Annotated in this window: 11 protein-coding genes; 3 read left to right on the top strand and 8 right to left on the bottom strand. The window is 71.6% G+C overall.

Translation table 11 applies throughout. The features are described 5' to 3' along the window. Positions 1-220 precede the first annotated feature (220 nt). Together ACFWB8_RS05340 and ACFWB8_RS05335 are read left to right on the top strand one after the other, a co-directional pair. Positions 221-1,447, top strand: a complete 1,227-nt coding sequence (locus tag ACFWB8_RS05340; protein WP_385222760.1) for a thiolase family protein — start codon at positions 221-223, stop codon at positions 1,445-1,447. Continuing rightward, the gene (locus ACFWB8_RS05335; protein ID WP_385222757.1) at positions 1,444-3,573 is read left to right on the top strand and encodes a 3-hydroxyacyl-CoA dehydrogenase NAD-binding domain-containing protein; all 2,130 of its coding nucleotides are present in this window, start codon (positions 1,444-1,446) and stop codon (positions 3,571-3,573) included. Before ACFWB8_RS05340 ends, ACFWB8_RS05335 begins: the two co-directional genes overlap by 4 nt. A gap of 116 nt (positions 3,574-3,689) precedes the next feature. On the opposite strand, the gene ACFWB8_RS05330 is transcribed toward ACFWB8_RS05335, so the two are convergent. The 7 genes from ACFWB8_RS05330 to ACFWB8_RS05300 form a co-directional block, all read right to left on the bottom strand. Then, positions 3,690-4,652 carry an endonuclease/exonuclease/phosphatase family protein gene (locus ACFWB8_RS05330; protein ID WP_385222754.1) on the bottom strand — a complete coding sequence of 321 codons (963 nt, stop codon included), beginning with the start codon at positions 4,650-4,652 and terminating at the stop codon, positions 3,690-3,692. Then, positions 4,649-6,619, bottom strand: coding sequence for a PIG-L family deacetylase (locus ACFWB8_RS05325; RefSeq protein WP_385222751.1), 1,971 nt, complete (start codon positions 6,617-6,619; stop codon positions 4,649-4,651). The genes ACFWB8_RS05330 and ACFWB8_RS05325 overlap by 4 nt, the downstream gene beginning before the upstream one ends. Continuing rightward, positions 6,616-8,721: a glycosyltransferase family 4 protein gene (locus ACFWB8_RS05320; protein WP_385222748.1), complete on the bottom strand. Its 2,106-nt coding sequence runs from the start codon at positions 8,719-8,721 to the stop codon at positions 6,616-6,618. The genes ACFWB8_RS05325 and ACFWB8_RS05320 overlap by 4 nt, the downstream gene beginning before the upstream one ends. Continuing rightward, the gene (locus tag ACFWB8_RS05315; RefSeq protein ID WP_385222932.1) at positions 8,718-10,472 is read right to left on the bottom strand and encodes a stealth conserved region 3 domain-containing protein; all 1,755 of its coding nucleotides are present in this window, start codon (positions 10,470-10,472) and stop codon (positions 8,718-8,720) included. Before ACFWB8_RS05315 ends, ACFWB8_RS05320 begins: the two co-directional genes overlap by 4 nt. Further along, positions 10,472-12,121, bottom strand: a complete 1,650-nt coding sequence (locus ACFWB8_RS05310; protein WP_385222745.1) for a sugar phosphotransferase — start codon at positions 12,119-12,121, stop codon at positions 10,472-10,474. The genes ACFWB8_RS05315 and ACFWB8_RS05310 overlap by 1 nt, the downstream gene beginning before the upstream one ends. Before the next feature lie 16 nt (positions 12,122-12,137). Next, on the bottom strand, positions 12,138-13,748 hold the full coding sequence (locus tag ACFWB8_RS05305; RefSeq protein ID WP_385222929.1) for a stealth family protein: 1,611 nt from the start codon (positions 13,746-13,748) through the stop codon (positions 12,138-12,140). 207 nt (positions 13,749-13,955) lie between these two features. Then, positions 13,956-15,707 carry a hypothetical protein gene (locus ACFWB8_RS05300; protein WP_385222742.1) on the bottom strand — a complete coding sequence of 584 codons (1,752 nt, stop codon included), beginning with the start codon at positions 15,705-15,707 and terminating at the stop codon, positions 13,956-13,958. A 149-nt stretch (positions 15,708-15,856) separates the two neighbouring features. Between ACFWB8_RS05300 and ACFWB8_RS05295 the strand changes: the two genes are divergently transcribed. Continuing rightward, on the top strand, positions 15,857-16,930 hold the full coding sequence (locus ACFWB8_RS05295) for an LCP family protein (RefSeq protein ID WP_385222740.1): 1,074 nt from the start codon (positions 15,857-15,859) through the stop codon (positions 16,928-16,930). A 26-nt stretch (positions 16,931-16,956) separates the two neighbouring features. Here ACFWB8_RS05295 and ACFWB8_RS05290 read toward each other — a convergent pair whose 3' ends face one another. Further along, positions 16,957-18,453 carry an amino acid permease gene (locus tag ACFWB8_RS05290; RefSeq protein WP_385222738.1) on the bottom strand — a complete coding sequence of 499 codons (1,497 nt, stop codon included), beginning with the start codon at positions 18,451-18,453 and terminating at the stop codon, positions 16,957-16,959. Positions 18,454-18,550 lie beyond the last annotated feature (97 nt).

Raw genomic sequence — 18,550 nt, 5'->3', positions numbered from 1 at the left:
CTCCAAGAGCCCCCGGCCCCGGCCGGGGGCTCTTCTCGCGTCCGCCTCCGGCCGGGCTCAGGCGCCCGGGGGCAGAGTGTGACCTTCGCCGCTCCGGCCGGAGGGGGTGTCCACATGGGTTACCCGCAAGTAGCATGGGGCAGGTGAGCGCACGCTCAGCGGTATCCGCCGAGCGTGCCCCCGCGCAGCAGTGCACACCCGCACCTGGAGGAGAGCCAACGTGCCTCGTACCGTCAGGGACGTCGTCTTCGTCGACGGCGTCCGCACCCCGTTCGGCAAGGCGGGCCCGAAGGGCATCTACCACGAGACCCGCGCCGACGACCTCGTCGTGAAGGCGATCCGGGAGCTGCTGCGCCGCAACCCGGACCTGGACCCCGCGAAGATCGACGAGGTCGCCATCGCCGCGACCACGCAGATCGGCGACCAGGGCCTCACGCTGGGCCGCACGGCCGGCATCCTCGCGGGCCTCCCGCAGTCCGTCCCGGGCTACTCCATCGACCGCATGTGCGCCGGCGCGCTCACCGCCGTGACCGCCGTCGCGGGCGGCGTGGCCTTCGGTGCGTACGACGTCGCCCTCGCCGGCGGTGTCGAGCACATGGGCCGCCACCCCATGGGCGAGGGCGTCGACCCGAACCCGCGCTTCGTCTCCGAGAAGCTGGTCGACGAGTCCGCCCTGTTCATGGGCATGACCGCCGAGAACCTGCACGACCGGTACCCGACGATCACCAAGCTCCGCGCCGACGAGTACGCCGTGCGCTCGCAGGAGAAGGCCGCCAAGGCGTACGCCGACGGCAAGATCCAGCAGGACCTGGTGCCGATCTCGGTGCGCAACACCAACGAGGCGGCGGGTGAGACGGGCTGGGGCCTGGTCACCTCCGACGAGCCGATGCGCCCGGGCACCACCCTGGAGAACCTGGCCGGCCTCAAGACCCCGTTCCGTACCCACGGCCGGGTCACCGCGGGCAACGCCGCCGGTCTCAACGACGGTGCCACCGCCGCGATCATCGCGTCCGAGGACTTCGCCCGGGAGAACAACCTCCCGGTCAAGATGCGCCTCGTCTCGTACTCCTTCGCGGGTGTCGAGCCGGAGGTCATGGGCTACGGCCCGATCCCGGCCACCGAGAAGGCCCTCGCCCAGGCCGGCCTGTCCATCGAGGACATAGGCCTGTTCGAGGTCAACGAGGCCTTCGCGGTCCAGGTCCTCGCGTTCCTGGAGCACTACGGCATCGCCGATGACGACGCCCGCGTGAACCAGTACGGCGGCGCGATCGCCTTCGGCCACCCGCTGGCCTCCTCCGGCGTCCGTCTGATGACGCAGCTGGCCCGCCAGTTCGAGGAGCAGCCGCACGTCCGCTACGGCCTGACCACCATGTGCGTCGGCTTCGGCATGGGCGCCACCGTCATCTGGGAGAACCCGCACTTCAACACCGAGGGAGACTCCAAGTGAGCACCACCACTGAGCTCCTGAAGGGCGCGGCCGAGCTGTTCCCGGACGAGGTCGTCACGCAGGCGCACGTCCGCCACCTGGACCTGCCCTTCGGCGCCGGGCGCTTCGCGCTCGTCACGCTGGACAACGGCCTGGACCACACCAAGCCGACCACCTTCGGCCCGCAGTCCCTCGCCAACCTGAACGCGGCGATCGACCAGGTCGAGCAGGAGGCCATCGCGGGCTCCATCGTCGGCGCGGGCATCACCGGCAAGCCGTTCATCTTCGCGGTCGGCGCCGACCTCAAGGGCGTCGAGCTGCTGAAGAAGCACGATGACGCGCTCGCCATCGGCAAGGGCGGCCACGACGTCTTCAAGCGGCTGTCGGCCCTCGCGGTCCCGACCTTCGCGTACTACAACGGCGCGGCGATGGGCGGCGGTGTCGAGGTCGGTCTGCACTGCACCTACCGCACCGTCTCCAAGGCCATCCCGGCCTTCTCGCTGCCCGAGGTCTTCCTCGGCCTGGTTCCCGGCTGGGGCGGCTGCACCATCCTGCCGAACCTGATCGGTGCGGACCGCGCGGTCTCGGTGATCATCGAGAACTCGCTGAACCAGAACAAGCAGCTGCGCGGCAAGCAGGTCTTCGAACTCGGCATCGCGGACGCGCTGTTCGAGGGTGCGGACTTCCTGGAGCAGTCGCTCCTGTGGACCGCGAACGTGCTGAACGGCACCACCGAGGTCGCCCGCCCGGAGATCGACCGCGGCGAGGGCTGGGACGCGGCGGTCGCCCGCGGCCGCTTCATCGCGGACTCCAAGGTGCACGGCGCCGCCCCGGCCGCCTACCGCGCGCTCGACATCATCGAGGCGTCCAAGGACGGCGACCTGCAGAAGGGCTTCGACGCCGAGGACACCGCGCTCGCGGACCTCATCATGGGCGGCGAACTGCGCTCCGGCATCTACGCCTTCAACCTGGTCCAGAAGCGCGCCAAGCGCCCGGCCGGCGCCCCGGACAAGAACCTGGCCCGCCCGGTCACCAAGGTCGGCGTCGTCGGCGCGGGCCTGATGGCCTCGCAGCTGGCGCTGCTCTTCCTGCGCCGCCTGGAGGTGCCGGTGGTCCTCACCGACATCGACCAGGAGCGCGTGGACAAGGGTGTGGGCTACGTCCGCGCCGAGATCCAGAAGCTGCTCGGCAAGGGCCGCATCAACCAGGACAAGGCCAACCGCCTGACCGCCCTGGTGACCGGTGTCCTGGACAAGGCCGAGGGCTTCGCGGACGCGGACTTCATCATCGAGGCCGTGTTCGAGGAGATGTCCGTCAAGCAGAAGGTGTTCGCGGAGGTCGAGGCGGTCGCCCCGGCGCACGCGATCCTCGCCACCAACACCTCCTCGCTGTCGGTCTCGGAGATGGCCTCCAAGCTCCAGCACCCGGAGCGCGTGGTCGGCTTCCACTTCTTCAACCCGGTCGCGATCCTCCCGCTGCTGGAGATCGTCCGCGGTGAGCAGACCGACGACGCCTCGCTGGCCACGGCCTTCGGTGTCGCGCGGAAGCTGAAGAAGACCGCGGTCCTCACCAAGGACGCCCCGGCGTTCGTCGTGAACCGCATCCTGACCCGCTTCATGGGCGAGATCCAGAACGTCATCGACGAGGGCACCCCGGTGGTCACCGCCGAGAAGGCCATCGAGCCGCTCGGCCTGCCGATGTCCCCGCTGGTGCTGCTGGAGCTCGTCGGCCCGGCGATCGGTCTGCACGTGTCCGAGACCCTGAACCGCGCCTTCCCGGAGCGCTTCACCGTCTCCCCGAACCTGGCGGCCGTGGTCAAGGCCGGCAAGCGCGGCTTCTACGTCTACGATTCCGGCAAGCCGGAGCTGGACCCCGAGGTCGCCGCGCTCCTGGTGCAGGGCGATGTCGTCCTGACCGAGGAGCAGGTCCGCGACCGCGTCCTGGACGCGGTGGCGCAGGAGATCGGCCTGATGCTGGAGGAGGGTGTCGTGGCCGAGGCCCAGGACATCGACCTCTGCCTCATCACGGGCGCCGGCTGGCCCTTCCACCTGGGCGGCGTGACGCCGTACCTGGACCGCGAGGGTGTCTCCGAGCGTGTGAACGGCAAGAAGTTCCTGGCCCCGGGCCTGGCGAGCGTCCCGGCGTAACGGGTCGCACGGAGCACGAATGAAGCGGGCTGTACGGGATTGCCTCCCGTACAGCCCGCTTCGTCGTCGGTGCGTTCCGACGGGGTCGGCCCGTACCCGCCGACGGGGACCCGTGGTCACTCCCGGAAGCGGAAGGTCCCCTCGTAGAGCATGTGGTCGGACTCCGGGAAGTCCTCGGTCCGGCCCTCCGGGCTGGCGAAGTGGGCCTCGGTGGCGAAGATGTAGTCGATCTTCCGCCCGTCGTCGGCGGTCGGCGCCCCGTTGCGGCACCGGGTCACGCCCGCCGCGTCGCAGCGGACCCCGCCCGCCGCGCCCTGGCGGAACCAGGCCCGGTCGCCCTCGTCCGCCTCGATGAACCGGCCCCGCGGCTCGTGGGTGTCCTTCTCCCCGCGCGTGTGCGAGTAGAGCCCGGCCAGGGACGCCTCGTTGGGCTGCTGGTTCAGGTCGCCCGCGAACACCACCGGCAGGTCCGCCGGGAACAGTGCGGGGTCGGCGAACCACCCCTGCACCTCCGCCAGTTGCTCCGGCTCGGTCCCGGCGTGCGCGCCGCACAGCATGACCCGCCGGTACTTGACCGTCGTCGGCGCGCACAGCACTCCGCGGCGCACCTGCTCGGCACGGCCCTGGGCCACGTACTCCTCCGAGGTGCTGGCGAAGGCCCGGTACTTCGGCGGGGCCGTCAGCGGCTCGCGGGAGAAGATCGCGAGCCCGTACGAGCCGTCGGAGCCGCAGGAGCGCACGTTGTCGTGCATCTGCGCGTACGAGCCCTCCATCCGCCAGCCGCGGATGGAGACCAGCCGCTGCAGCGCCTCGAACTGCGAGCGGCAGATCTCGTTGACGCCCAGCAGGTCGGGATGGCGGGCCTCCACCTGCTCGGCCAGCCGCACCACCGAGGTCCCGGCGCCCGTGGCGCCCCGGTTCTGACAGTTCTGGGCCGCGCCGCAGATGTTCCACTCCATCACCCGCAGCAGCTCCCCCGGGGGCTCCTTCTCCCCCGCCGAGTACTGCTGTACGAGCAGCCCGGCGGCCGCCAGCGGGACCAGGGCCAAGGCCAGCGCGAGCTGGTACCGGCGCCTCATACCGTCACGGCCGGGCCGAGCGGGCTGCCGGTCTCCGGGCGGAGCTGGCGCTGGACCCGCAGCCGGCCGTCGGTCCCGATGACCGCGGCGACCAGCGCGCCGGCGGCGTCGTACGCCAGCGAGGGGGCCTGGGCGAACATCTCGCCGGTCTCCCGCCAGCGGGGGCCCGTCGCGTCCTGCTCCCGGTCGGGCAGCGAGACGCAGAGCCGGCCGCGCGCGCTGCGGTGGGCCAGGTACGCCTCGCGGGCACCGCGCTGCGCGGCCCACACGGCCGCGACGGGACCGGTGCCGCCGGAGCCCCCGAGCGGGGCCCCGGAGCCGGGCCAGCGCCCGTTCTCGTGCTGGCGGTACGCCATGACCTGCTGCGTCGCCGCCTGCCGGTAGTAGAGGCAGACGCGGCCGCCGCCGGAGTTGACCGCGCTGATGCCGCCGGTGGCGACCGTACCGGTGGTGAGGGTGTTGTCCGAGAAGAAGGGGCCGCCCACCGCCTTCTGGTGCCAGCGCGACACGGATTCCTTGCCGGGCACGTACAGCTCGACCGTGCCGAGCTCCGTGGTGATGGCGGTGCCCGCGTCCTGGAGGAAGCGGCCGCCGAGGCTCTCCCACGGCTCCCAGCCGCCGTAGTCGTTCTGCCGCCTCACCGAGATGCCCTGGGCGAAGTCGCGGACGAAGACGTACAGGCGCCCCGCACCGTCGACGGCGGCCGCGGGGACGCCGAGTTCGCGCTGGCGCCGCAGGTCCTCGTGCGTCCAGTCCGGGTTCTCCAGCGAATGCCAGTTGCTGAACCCGCCGCCGTCCGCGCTCTGGACCGAGTGCACCAGGTCCACGGTCACGGCGCCGCCCTCGGCCGTGCGGCGGCGCAGCCCGAGCACGTGGGCCGACCCACCCGGCTCGCCGGCCAGGGCGAGGGACGGGGAGATCCACTCGTCCCCGAGCATGAACGGGCCCTGCCACACCCCGGTGGCGGGCCCCGTCTCCGTGAAGAAGCCGAGCCGGCCCGCGAAGACCCCGTACGCGTTGAGCCGGCCGCCCGGACCCAGCCGCAGCCAGTCGGTGCCCGGCGAGTAGCGGTAGGCGCTGCTGCGCATGTGGGTGCTGCGGTACGGGTCGGTGCCCAGCTGCCGGTCGCCGCACTGGTGGCAGGTGCCCTGGGGGCAGTGGGTGGAGCCCAGGCCCATGTACACGGACAGGTAGTCGGCCTTCTCGGCCAGTTCCATCGCGTCCAGGTTCTGTCCCCAGAACCGGTTGGCGTACGCGCGGTAGGGCTCGACGACCGGTCCGCGCTTCGCCGTGCCCCGGGACTGTTCCAGGGCCGCGATGGTGAACTGGGCGGCGGCGGTGTGGTCCAGGTGGTCGGAGAGCACGAAGTCCCGCTTGCCGCCGTCGTGTTCGGGGTCGGGATCCAGCATGCGGACGGTGGTCGCCTTCGTCTCGGCGAGCAGCGCGGCCAGCGCGCCGATGACCGCCTCCCTGCTCACGTGCTGGACGCGGGCCAGCGCCGACCCCCACACGGGCAGGGTGGGGTGGGTGCGCGTGAGGCCCGCCCACAGCTCGTACAGCCCGGTGCGCATGCCCTGCGGCGAGTTCGCGACCGCGTGCAGCTGGAAGAAGTACATCCGCACCGTGGGCCTCGCGACGAGCGTGAAGCTCTCCACCGCGAAACCCTGCACGAGTTCGGTGACCTCGCGCTGCCAGGGGCTGGACCGGTCCCCCGTGGCCATCCGCGCGTAGGCCGAGCGCAGGCCGCAGCCGCGGGCGGTGCTGTAGCCGGCGAGGTCCGCGGGCACCGTGTGCCGGCCGGGGTCGTTGACGTCGGCGTTGATCCCGTCGTCCTCGCCCGCGGTCAGTACGACCGTGGTGGTCCGGTCCCCGTCCTGGAGCGAGCGCACCAGGTCCGGGTTCATGAAGTACAGGTCGTCGTCCTGGTGGGCGACGACGTGCAGGATCGAGCGGTTGGTGCGGATCAACGGTCCACCACGTTCATGGCCATGGCCCCGGACACGGAGCAGTACGGTCGGACGTGCACCGGCTTCACCGGGCTCGCGATGACGAACCGGGGGTCCTCGTCGGTGGCGACGGGCACGGCGGGATAGGCGCAGGAGTTCTTGACGTCGGGGAAGTCCTCGAAGAGGTGGCAGACCCGCACCCGCCGCCGGTCGAAGGGGTCGGGCTGGATCCACCAGTCCCAGTCCTCCCAGCGCTCCAGGCGCTCTTCGACGGCCTCGTCCACGGGGATGGCCGCCTGGAAGAAGCGTCCGCCGAAGACGTGGGCGGGAACGGACAGTTCGGAGGCGTAGTGGCCGCGCCGGGTCAGGATCAGCAGGGCGCCGGGCACCAGGTCGAGCTCGCCGAGGAGCACCGCGGACAGCATGACCCGGTTGTCGGCGATCTGGACGGTGGAGACCTCGGCGTGCGCGGTCCGGACCACGGTGCGCAGCATCAGCTTCCCGTTGGGCTGCGCGTAGGGCAGGTTCCACTGAACGGGGCCGGGGCTCGGGTCGGCCAGCAGCCGGGTCCGTACGCCGATCAGCGCCCGGGTGTCGCGGATGCCCGCCTTGACGTGGACGTACTCGCCCTTGCCGGACTCCATCATGACCTGCCAGCGGCCGTCGCCGAGGCCCGTCAGGGCCTCGGGGGTGACATTGGCCGTGTAGCGGGTGCCGCCGGTGTCGAGGGACGCGCGCTGGGTGCGCAGGGGCATGTCGGGGAGCGGGGTGTTGCCCGAGGACAGGTGGCGGAGCACGAAGTTCCAGCGGACGCGGCCCTCTTCGGGCCCGTCCAGGGACAGCCGCAGCCAGGCCGCGTCCACCGCGGTCGCGTGGCAGACCGCGGTCTGCATGGCGGCGGGCGGGGCGCCGGCGCCGGATTCGCGGCCGAGCAGCTTCGCCGTGGGCCGGCGGTAGCGGCTGTCGGAGGCGGCCCGCCTGCGGGCGGCGTCGTCGAAGAGCTCCGCGTACCGGGCGGCGATCACCGCGGGGTCGTACCGGGCGGAGTTGCGCAGGGCGGACGCGGCCATCCGGCGGCGCAGTTCGCCGTCGGCCATGACCGTGCGCAGGCCGGCCGCGACGGCGTCGGCGTCGCCGTTGGTGACGAGCAGGCCGTCCTCGCCGTGGGTGATGATCTCGCGGGGGCCGACGGGGCAGTCGGTGGAGACCACCGGCAGTCCGCAGCGCATGGCTTCCACCAGGGTCATGCCGAAGGACTCGGCGCTGGAGGTGACCACCGCGATGGAGCCCTTGGCCCACTCGGACTCGATCGGGGAGAAGCCGCCCATCAGCAGCACCTGTCCGGCCAGGCCCAGTTCGTGCACCATCGTACGGAGCTTCGCGGCCTCGCCGCCGTCGCCGTAGATGCGCAGCTGCCAGTCGGGGAAGTCCCCGGCGAGCTGGGAGAAGGCCGTGATCAGCAGGTCGTAGCGCTTGACGTGGTGCATGCGGCCCGCGGTGACGATCACGTTGCGGTCGCCCTCGGAGGGCCTGACCACCGGCTGCGGGACGCTGTTGGGGATGGCCACGACGGGCAGCGAGGGCGGCACCGGGGTGTGCTCCAGGAAGGAGCGGGCGTCCGCGTCGGTGACGGTGGTGACGGCGTCGAGGCGCGGGTACACGCGGGCCATCTCGGCGCGTACGGCTGGCGGGATGGCGAGGTGGGTCATGTGCTCCTGGGCCACCCGCAGCGCGTCGTCGTGCGTGTACTGCGCGACGAACAGGTTGAGGCTGGGCCGGGTGCCGATGACCACGTCCGCGGTGGTCTTGGACAGGTGGTCGATGATCCGCTGGTCGGAGAGCTTGCTGTACTGCGCGTAGAACTCCTCCTGGCGCGGTACGACGGAGCCGGGTTCCTCCAGGTCGGGGTGGCCGCGGTCCGCGCCGGTCTTGCCGGGGCGCAGGTCGACCAGGGCACGCACGGTCACCTGGGGCGAGATCTCGAACTTGGGGGCGGTGGCGCGCTGGAAGACCGAGACGATCTCCACCTCGTGGTCGGCGGACAGCGCCTCGGCGAGGTTGATGACGGTCCGGTTCGTGCCGCCGATCCCGTAGATGTTGTTGATCAGGAAGGAGATTTTCATCGGGCGTGGTACTCCTTCCGCTCGAAGGGACTGGGTATGGGGAAGTAGGCGTCGAGGAAGTCACGGAGCATCCGGGACTGGCGGTCCACGTCGCGGCCGTCGGAGACCGTGTCGTTGATGCAGAAGGCCTGCCGGTCCCGGCGGGCGAGGAGGATGCCCATGCGCCGCTCGATCTGCGGCTTGTCCAGGTCCAGGTACGCGAACTCGATCTCCGAGGGCACCGCCTGGCCGGTGAAGTACGCGTAGTAGTGGTAGAGCGAGGACGGGATCGAGATGTCCGTCACGCTGCGGAACCGGCTCAGGCCCGTGGCCCGGTGGTGGCCGGCGAACTCCCGCTCTATCTCGAAGAGGGTGGAGCGGCGCAGCGGGTACGGGGCGTGGCGCATCTTCTGCACGATGGTCGGGCCGAACCGCTCGGCGATGATCCGCCGGTTGTTCTTGCCGGCCGCGTCCACCGGGCGGTCCTGGGCGGTGACTTCGAGCTGCGGGACCTGGGACGGGGAGAAGAAGACCCGGGTCATGCCGTTCGAGAGGAAGAAGTCCTGGGGGGTGACGGGGCGGCCCAGGAACATGTCGTCGTTGAAGTACAGGAAGTGCTCGGAGAGCCCGTCGATGTGGTGCAGCCGGCTCTCGATGGCGTGCGAGTTGAAGGTCGGCAGCGCGCGGGGGTCGTCGAAGATCTGCGTGTGGTCCACGACGGTGATCCGCGGGTGGTCGGGGTCGAGCCAGGCGGGCCGCTGCCGGTCGGTGACCAGGAAGATGCGGCGCACCCAGGGCGCGTTCTGCTCCAGCGAGCGCAGCGAGTAGCGCAGTTCGTCGCGGCTGATGTAGCGGGCCGCGTTCGCGGACTCCTCGTGGTAGCCGCCGTGGCCGTATTCGCGGCGGCGGCGCTGCCAGGCCGGGTCGTTGCCGTCGACCCAGGTGTAGACGACGTCGATGGGGAAGCGCACGTCCTCGGGCAGGGCGGCGGCGTAGGGCGCCAGGGTGCGCACCTGGCGGGTGCGCCGGGTGTGCCGGGAGGCGAAGCCGGTGAGCCGGGAGACCGGGACCATCACGCGCGGGGAGTCGGCCGCGACCTCGGCGGTGACCAGGTTGGGCCGGGGTGCGGTCAGCACCCCCTGCTCGCTGCGCCAGAACTCGATGTCGCTGCCGTACTCCAGGCCGAGCGGCAGTGAGCCGCCCGGGTCCCGCCACACCATGCCCACGCGCAGGACGTCGGCGTCGGCGCCGATCCGGCGGGCCCGCCGGGAGCCGGTCAGGGCGGCGCGCAGGGCCGGCTTGGGGGCGTCGCCGCGGGAGAGGTAGACGGGGGCCTGCAGGCCGCTCTCGTCCAGCGCGGCGAGGACCCGCTCGCGGTCCTCGGCCCGGACCCCGAAGCAGGCTCGGAAGTCGCTGGCTCCACGGACGGCGAAGTAGTCGACGCCGGCCCATTCCAGGGCGGTGACGACGAGTTCGAGGTTGGCCTCGCGCAGGCCGAGCGGGGAGGCGGTCGGCCGGACCAGGGCGATCTGCGCGCCGCGGTCCATGAGTGCGGCGAGCCGTTCGCCCTGGCGGAACAGGTGCGGCCAGCGCCGGCGGGCCCGCAGAGCGCGCAGCGACTGGCTGAGGCCCACGCCCATCTGGATCCGGCGCAGGATGCGCTTGACCAGGCCGCGCAGCCGGATGGGGACGCGCCGGGCCAGACTGCGCCGCAGCGAGGTGGGCAGCATGGTGCGGTAGACCGCGACCAGCGACGACGCCTCGGGGTTCATCACTGCCACGGACCGCCACCTGTGTCCTGGCCCTCTTCGGGCTCGGCCGCCTCGGGGAGGGCCGGGAGCTCGAACGGGCTGGGCACCGGGTAGTAGCGGCGCAGGAATTCCAGGAGGGTGCCGGTGCCGCCGGCGGCGAGGGCCTCGGGGCTGCCGAGACCCATCAGCTGGAGCTGCTGCGTGTCGCGGCGTACGAGCAGCCGCTCCAGCAGGCGGGTGAGGCGGGGCATCGAGGCGTGCACGGTGAGCGTGCCCTCGCCGGACGGTTCGGCGAGGCCGCCGGCGTGCGCGACGTGGTGGACGACGCCGTCGACCGGGTGGGTGCCGGGCAGCTCGGAGGCGTACTGGCCGTCCTGCGGGTGCAGGGCGCCGATGCGGCCGGCGCGGATCCCGCCGAGCACCTCGACGGTGTAGGGCTGGGGGCCGTGCGCGTAGCCGTGGGCGACGGTCCGGCCGGTGTGCGCGTACGCCGCCGCGGCCCACGGCGCCGCGGCCTCCTGGGCGGACCAGCCGCCCCGGCGGGGCCGGGTCCCGCCGAGCGGGGTGAAGTAGTCGAAGGCGCGGACCGGGCGGGCCAGCAGCGCGCCGGGCCGCAGCAGGAGGAACCGGGCCGCGGCGCCGGGAAGTTGCTGGAGCGCGGCGTCGACACCGCCGCCGGCGCCGATCAGCTGGAGCCGCTCGCCGGCCTGGATCCAGCCGGGGACGGGCTGGGCCGCGACGACGTGGACGACGTCGACCCAGGGGGCGTACTGGTGGATCGAGCGGAGCGTGGCGCGCAGCAGTTCCTCGGCCCAGGGCTCGGAGTGCTGCCACAGCACGACCGCGTCGACCGGGTAGGTGATCTCCTCGATGCGCGGGACGTCGAAGCCCTCGCGGGTGAGGGTGCGTTCGGAGTCGGCGTCGATGTCGGCGTACCCGGAGAGCCGGTCGTGGCCGACGCTGACCATCGGGCCGGCCTCGACGGGTACGACGCGCTGGACGCGGTTGGGGCGCGGTCCGACCAGGCGCGGGGTGTCCAGGGCCGTGTTGTGGGTCCAGAACTCGATCTCCACGCCCTGCTTCTCGCCGACCCACAGCGTCCGGGTCGGGTCGGTGCGCAGCCAGGTCAGCCGGATGACGCGGGCCTTGGCGTAGTGCTTCCACGCCTTGACGTGGCTGCCGGGCACGGTGGCGGTGGACTCGTCGGCCGGGGACACGGAGACGACGTAGCCCGTCTGTTCCTCGAGCAGGGCGCGCAGCACGCGGCGTACGTCCGTCTTGCGGTCCTGCGGGACGGCGAGGGAGATCCGCCGGTCGTCGAGGGCGGGCACCGCGAACCAGGGGATCTCGGCCACGTCGAAGGCGGTGGTGACGAGCATCAGGTCGGTGTGGCGGGCGAAGTCGGTGGTCAGGCCGGAGTGGACGTGGCCGACCCGGCCGTCCATGGCCTCGGCCCGGCCCTCCGGGACGTTGCTGAAGTCGCTCTCGCGGACCCGCTTGAGGGCGCGCCGGTGCAGGCGCGACTCGCGGGAGGCGAGGGTGCGGTTCAGCTGCTTCTTGACCTTGCGGCGCACCTGCGGCGACATCTTGCCGGCGGCGGCGCGCAGCGGCTGGGGGACCAGCTTCGCGTACACGTGGGCGGCGGAGCTCATCGCTTCGGGTTCAGCCACGTCGTTCGCTCCTCACTCAGTGTTCGCAGGGGCTGGGGGTCGGGAAGTAGGCGTTGAGGAAGCCGTCGAGGACTTCAGTCTGCGCCTCCATGTCCTCGGGGGTGGAGAAGGCGTCGTTGAGACAGAAGGAGTACTGGCTGCGGGCGTCCAGGAGCCGCTGGAGCCGGTCCGCGAGGTCGGGCACGGCCAGTTGGAGATAGGTGAAGCGCATCGATCCGGGCTGGGCGCGTCCGGTCAGGGCCGCGTAGTACAGCGCGAAGGAGGAGGTCGGGGAGAGGTCGGTCATGGCCCGGAACCGGCTGGCGGCGGTGCGCTGCCAGGCCTGCGGGAAGTCCGCCTCGGCCTCCTCCATGGCGCTGCGGCGCAGCGCGTAGGGGATGTGCTCCATCGGCTGGGTGATGACGCGGCCGAACCGCTCCAGCAGCAGCGCCCGGTTGTTCTTGCAGGCCGCGTCGACCGGGGTGTCGGTCGGGGAGACGGGCCCCTGGGGGATGCGGTTGCGGGAGGGGAAGTACTTGGCCGTGCCGCCGGGGGTGAAGAAGGCGTGCGGGGTCACGGGCCGGCCGATGAACATGTCGTCGTTGAAGTAGAGGAAGTGCTCGGCCAGACCGGGGATGTGGTGCAGCTGGCTCTCGATGGAGTGCGAGTTGAAGGTGGGGAGGTCGGCCGGGTTCCGGAAGATCTCCCGGTGGCTCACGACCTGGAATCCGGGCAGGTCGGTGCGCATCCACGCGGGGACCTGGTCATCGGTCACCACATAGACGTTGCGGATCCACGGGGCGAAGAGGTGGAGCGAGCGGATCGAATAGCGCAGTTCGTCCCGGCTGATGAATCGGGCGTCGCTCGCGGATTCCGCGTGGTAAACCTCACCCTTTGCCGACGCTTTACGCGCCGCCCACACCGGGTCATTCCCGTCAACCCACGTGTAGACGGCGTCCACGGGGAATTCGACGTCCTCGATCGCGCGCACCAGGAATTCCGGCCGGGTGGCCAGCGGCGGGGCGGATTCCTGGGGCGTGGTGTCGGATACGAAGCGGCTGAACAGGCGTGCGCGACCCCAGACGTTGGGGCCGGCGGCGGCCACCGAGAAGGCGATCCGGTTGGGCCGGGGGGCGACCAGCCGGTCCCCCTCGCGCCGCCAGAACTCGACGGCGCAGCCGTATTCGTGACCGAGCAGGAGGTGGCCGTCGGGGTCGGTCTGGTACCAGCTGACCTGCACGCCGATGGCCGAGTGCACATCGCGCCAGGCTCCCTGGTCGCCGCTGGGCAGCGGACGCGGGGCGCGCGCCTGCGGCTCGCGCAGCAGGGTCACGTGGCCGGGGTAGTGGCTCAGGTAGCGGGCCAGGCCCTCCAGCAAGCGCATCCGGTCGTCCTCGAGGACGGCCATCGTGGTGCCGTGGTCGGACTTGCCGCGTACGGCGAACGAGGCGATGCCGAGGTGCTGGAGGAGATTGGCGACCGCGGCGCGGTTCCATTCCCGGGCGGCGAGCGGTGTGGCGCGCGGATGGATGTAAGCCTCGTCACCCGCTTCTCCGACGCGCAGTCGCGGACGGGGAACCGGCTGATGGGCAGCCATATCCGGCGCCTGGCCGATCCCCGCCCCCGCCTGCATCACGTAGTCAGGCATGATGGCCACGCTCAACCTCCCTGCAGTGCTTGAATCCGGTCACTCGCGCTGCAGAGCCCCGATTCAACCGCCGCAAGATATGGAAAGAGTAAACGATTTGTCGACATGGTCGGGAACCTCTTGGATCACATTCGCGGGATCTTCGTCTCTCCGCGCGGTCCCCGGCCGCTGAATCGGGTTCCTCTCCAGCAGAACTCCCCCTCCCCTTCAGACAGTCACCCATCCGCCGAGCATCAGTCCGGAGACCGATACGTCCTGCCGGACCACGGCGAGCCGGCCGTCACCGTCGAGGGAGGCGATGACCAGCCGGCCCAGGGCGTCCACGGCGGCCGCGGGCTCCCGGATGCCGCTGCCGCCCGTCCGCTCCCACCACAGGCCCGCGTTCTCCTGTTCGGTCGGGTACGCGCCCACGGCGACGGCCCCTTCGGCCGAGCGCTGCAGGAGCACCGTGCAGTCGTAGCCGTCGATGGCCATCCGCAGGGCGCCCACCCCTTCCCCGCCGGCCGTGCCGATCGGGGTCGACGCGCGGTCGGTGCGGTACGCGTAGAGCATCCGGTCGCGAACGTCACATCCGTAGACGGTGACCCGGCCCGGGCCGGTCAGCAGCGCGGAGATCGCCGTACCGGGCGCCACGAAGAGCGGCAGCCGGTCGTCGGCCACCTCGCACATCGCCCCCTCTTCGTTGCGCCGCCAGCGCAGCACCCCGCCGCCGGAGGGCGCGTAGAGCTCGGGCTGTCCCGCGTCGTCGAGGACGGCGGCCAGGCCGTCCTGCACCTCGGAGCCCTTGATGTCCTGCCAGGAGGTCCAGGAGCCGTTGGCGCGCTGGGTGCGGCAGCTGACGCCCCGGCCGAAGTTGCGGGCGTAGACGTGGAGGCAGCCCTCGGCGTCCACGATGACGGCGGGCACGCCGACTTCGCGGCCCTTGTCATGATTGTTCCCGTTCGGGTTGCCGAGCGAGCGCCACTCCCCCAGCGGCCGGCCGCTCTGGTACTGCACGGCGTGCATGACCTCGACGACGGCCCCGCCGCCGGGTCGCGGGGTGCGCCGCAGGGAGACCAGGTGGACCCAGCCGTGCCGGGTCTGAGCCACCGCCAGTACCGGCAGCAGTTCGGGGCTGTCGAGCAGTTCGCGCTCGCCCCACTCGGCGGCGCCGGCGCTCCGCTCCGTCCAGCGCGCCAGCCGGCCGCCGAGGACCGCGTACGCGGTGAGCCGTCCGTCGGCGGCGCGGGTCAGCGCGACGCGGCGCCCGGGGTAGCGCACGACGGCCGGAGCCGGGCCCGAGGGCGCCTCGCAGGGGGCCGGGGAGCGGAAGCATTCGACCGCCGCCGGCGGGCCGCCCGCCTCGGCGGCGCGGTGCACCGCGACCAGGACGGCCTCGGCGACGGCCGTGTGCTCGGGGTGGTCGGGGCGGGTGGCGCCGGTGGCGGCGCTCCAGCCGGTGTGGTCGGGGTCGGGGTCCAGGGTGCAGACGGTCCCGGGCTCGAACAGCTCCAGGAGGTCGACCACCCGGTCCACCAGTTCGGCCGGGGCGCCGCCGGCCGGGGGCTCGGCGGGGTCGGCGAAGCAGACTTCGACGTGGGCGGCGTCGGAGAGGGCGTAGAGGTCGAGCACCTCGCCGTCCGGGAGGGACTGCGTCGTACGCCGCCACGTGCCGCCGCGGCCGATGACCTGGAGCAGCCGGTCCCGGTCGGTCTGCCCGCTGCGCGCGAGGCAGACCACGGCCACGGGGCGGCCCGGTTCGCGCAGGGCACGGAACAGCTCCGCGGCGGTCGCGCCGAGCGCGTCGCCGGGGTGGGCCAGTACGTGCAGGACGCGGCCGGCGACCGGTGTCTGGCCGTGGGGTCGCTCGGCGGGCGAAGGCCGGTTTTCGGCCACCGCCTTGCGGCGGCCCCGCGTCGCGACGCGCTCGCCCCTCTCCGAACCCCGCACCACTTCGTACTCCTGCTGTCGGTGCCTCACGATGCCCGCAGACACCTTATGTCAAGCGAACATTTGAGTGAACACGAGGCCTCGGGAGGGCGCTCTTCGAGGGCCCGCATGGTAGGCGCCCCAAGCCGTCGCCCCTATAGTTCTCGGTCAAACACATGTCCAGTAAAGGATTCGACTCCATGACGCAGACGCAGACCGCCACGGCTTCGGGCGAAGGGCGGACCCGCCGGGCCGCCCCGCGCAAGCGGCGGCGCGTGCTCAGGGTCACCCTCCTGGTGCTGGCCGTGCTGATCCTGGGCGCCGCGGGCACCGGCTGGTGGGCGTACGAACACCTCAACGGCAACATCGACAGCGTCGACCTGGACAAGGCCATCGGCGACAACCGGCCCGCGAAGGTCGTCGCCAACGCCCAGAACATCCTCGTCATCGGATCCGACTCCCGCGCCGGGGCCAACGGCGACCTCGACCACGGCGACGTCAGCGGCGCCCGCTCGGACACCGCGATGCTCGTGCACATACCCGAGGGCCGGGCCAAGGCCACCGCGGTGAGCATCCCGCGCGACACCCTGATCACCCGGCCCGAGTGCAAGGACCGCGACGGCAAGACCATGAGCTCCGCCAACCGGCAGATGTTCAACTCGGTCTACTCGCTCGCCGGCCCGGCCTGCGTCGTCAAGACCGTCGAGCAGATGTCCGGCATCCGCGTGGACCACTTCGTCGAGGTGGACTTCGCCGGCTTCAAGGGCCTGGTCGACGCCCTCGGCGGGGTCACCATCACCATCGACAAGCCGTTGAGCGGCGCGAAGGGCGGCCTCAAGCTGGACGCGGGCACGCACCGGCTGGACGGCACCGACTCGCTCAAGTTCGTCCGTACCCGCTACGGCTACGGGGACGGCAGCGACCTCGGACGCATAGGCCTGCAGCAGAAGTTCATGATGGCCATGCTCGGCGAGATCAAGAAGCAGGACGCCCTCGGCAGCCCGGCGCGCCTCTACAAGCTCGCCGACGCGGGCACCAAGTCGCTCACGACCGACTCCGAACTCGGTTCCCTCAAGGGCCTGTCCGACTTCGCCCAGAGCATGAAGGGCGTGGACCCGGACACCATGGAGACCATCATGCTGCCGGTCGCCTACGACAAGGTCGACCGCAACCGCGTCGTCGTCGCGGAGCCGCAGGCCGGCCAGCTGTGGGAGGCCCTGCGCAACGACCGCAAGGTCCCCGACGCCGCGAAGGACTCCCCCGCCAAGGGATGACGGAGAAGTCCTCCGAAAGCGCCTGCCTAGTACTCCGCGTCCCGCCCGGAGCGGCCCAGGCGGCTGTTGTGGCGCCCGTACAGGAAGTAGACGCAGATGCCGATCACCATCCAGATCCCGAAGCGCAGCCAGGTCTCGGCCGGCAGGTTGAGCATCAGCCAGACCGAGGCGGCGATCGACACGATGGGGACCACCGGCACCCACGGGGTCCGGAAGGACCGGTGCAGGTCGGGTCGGGAGCGGCGCAGGACGATCACGCCGAGCGCCACGACCACGAAGGCGAAGAGCGTGCCGATGTTCACCAGCGTCGCGAGTTCGTTGATGCTGGTGAACCCGGCGACGATCGCGATGATCCCGCCCAGCAGGATCGTCGGCCGGTACGGGGTGCGGAACTTCGGGTGGGTCCGCGAGAAGAAGCGCGGCAGCAGGCCGTCGCGGCTCATCGCGAAGAACACGCGGGTCTGGCCCAGGAGCAGGATCATGCAGACCGTGGTCAGGCCCACCGCGGCGCCGAAGCTGATGATGCCGGCGTACACCGGATGGCCGACGGATTTGAAGGCGTCGGCCAGCGGGGCGCTCGTGGACAGCTCGGTGTAGTGCTGCATGCCGGTCACCACCAGCGAGACCGCCACGTACAGCACGGTGCAGATCACCAGCGAGCCGATGATGCCGCGCGGCATGTCCCTCTGCGGCAGCTTGGTCTCCTCGGCGGCGGTGGCCACGACGTCGAAGCCGATGAAGGCGAAGAAGACGACGGAGGCGGCCGTGAAGATGCCCATGACGCCGAAGTTGGTGGGCTGGTAGCCGAAGATCAGCTGGACGAGTGGTGCGTCCAGCCCCGAACCGCCCTTCTGGGGCACGGCCTCGGGGACGAAGGGCTTGTAGTTGCTGCCGTTGATGAAGAAGGATCCGGCGATGATCACGATGAGCACCACCGTGACCTTGATCGCCACGACGACCGCGGTGATCCGCGCGGACAGCTTCACCCCGACCACCAGGATCGCCGTGAGCACCAGGACCAGGACGAAGGCCAGCAGGTCGAAGGTGCCGCCCGGTACGTCCGGCCCCTGGAGCGCGGCGGGCAGGTGGACGCCCGCGTTGTCCATCAGCGAGCGTACGTAGCCCGACCAGCCGACCGCCACCACCGCGGTGCCGAGGGCGAATTCCAGTACGAGGTCCCAGCCGATGATCCAGGCCGGCAGCTCGCCGATCGAGGCGTACGAGAAGGTGTACGCCGATCCGGCGACGGGCACGGTCGACGCGAACTCCGCGTAGCAGAGGGCGGCGAGCGCGCACACCACGCCCGCGGCCACGAAGGCCAGGGCGGTGGCGGGGCCGGCGTTCTCCTTGGCGACCTTGCCGGTGAGGACGAAGATTCCGGTGCCGATGATGACACCGACACCGAAGACGGTCAGGTCCCAGGCGGATAGCGACTTGCGGAGGGCGTGTTCGGGCTCCTCCGTGTCGCGGATGGACTGCTCCACCGACTTCGTGCGGAAGGGACTGTTCAGATCCGTACTCACCGACGCACCTCCGAAAGGTGGGCGTACGCACGCCGAACGGGCCGGGAGGCCCACCCTTCAAGGGTGATCTCCCGGCCCGTGAGGTGCAACCGCGCGC

The sequence above is a fragment of the Streptomyces sp. NPDC060031 genome, from assembly GCF_042736805.1.
Lineage (GTDB): Bacteria > Actinomycetota > Actinomycetes > Streptomycetales > Streptomycetaceae > Streptomyces.
This window is presented reverse-complemented; position numbering and strand designations above follow the sequence as displayed.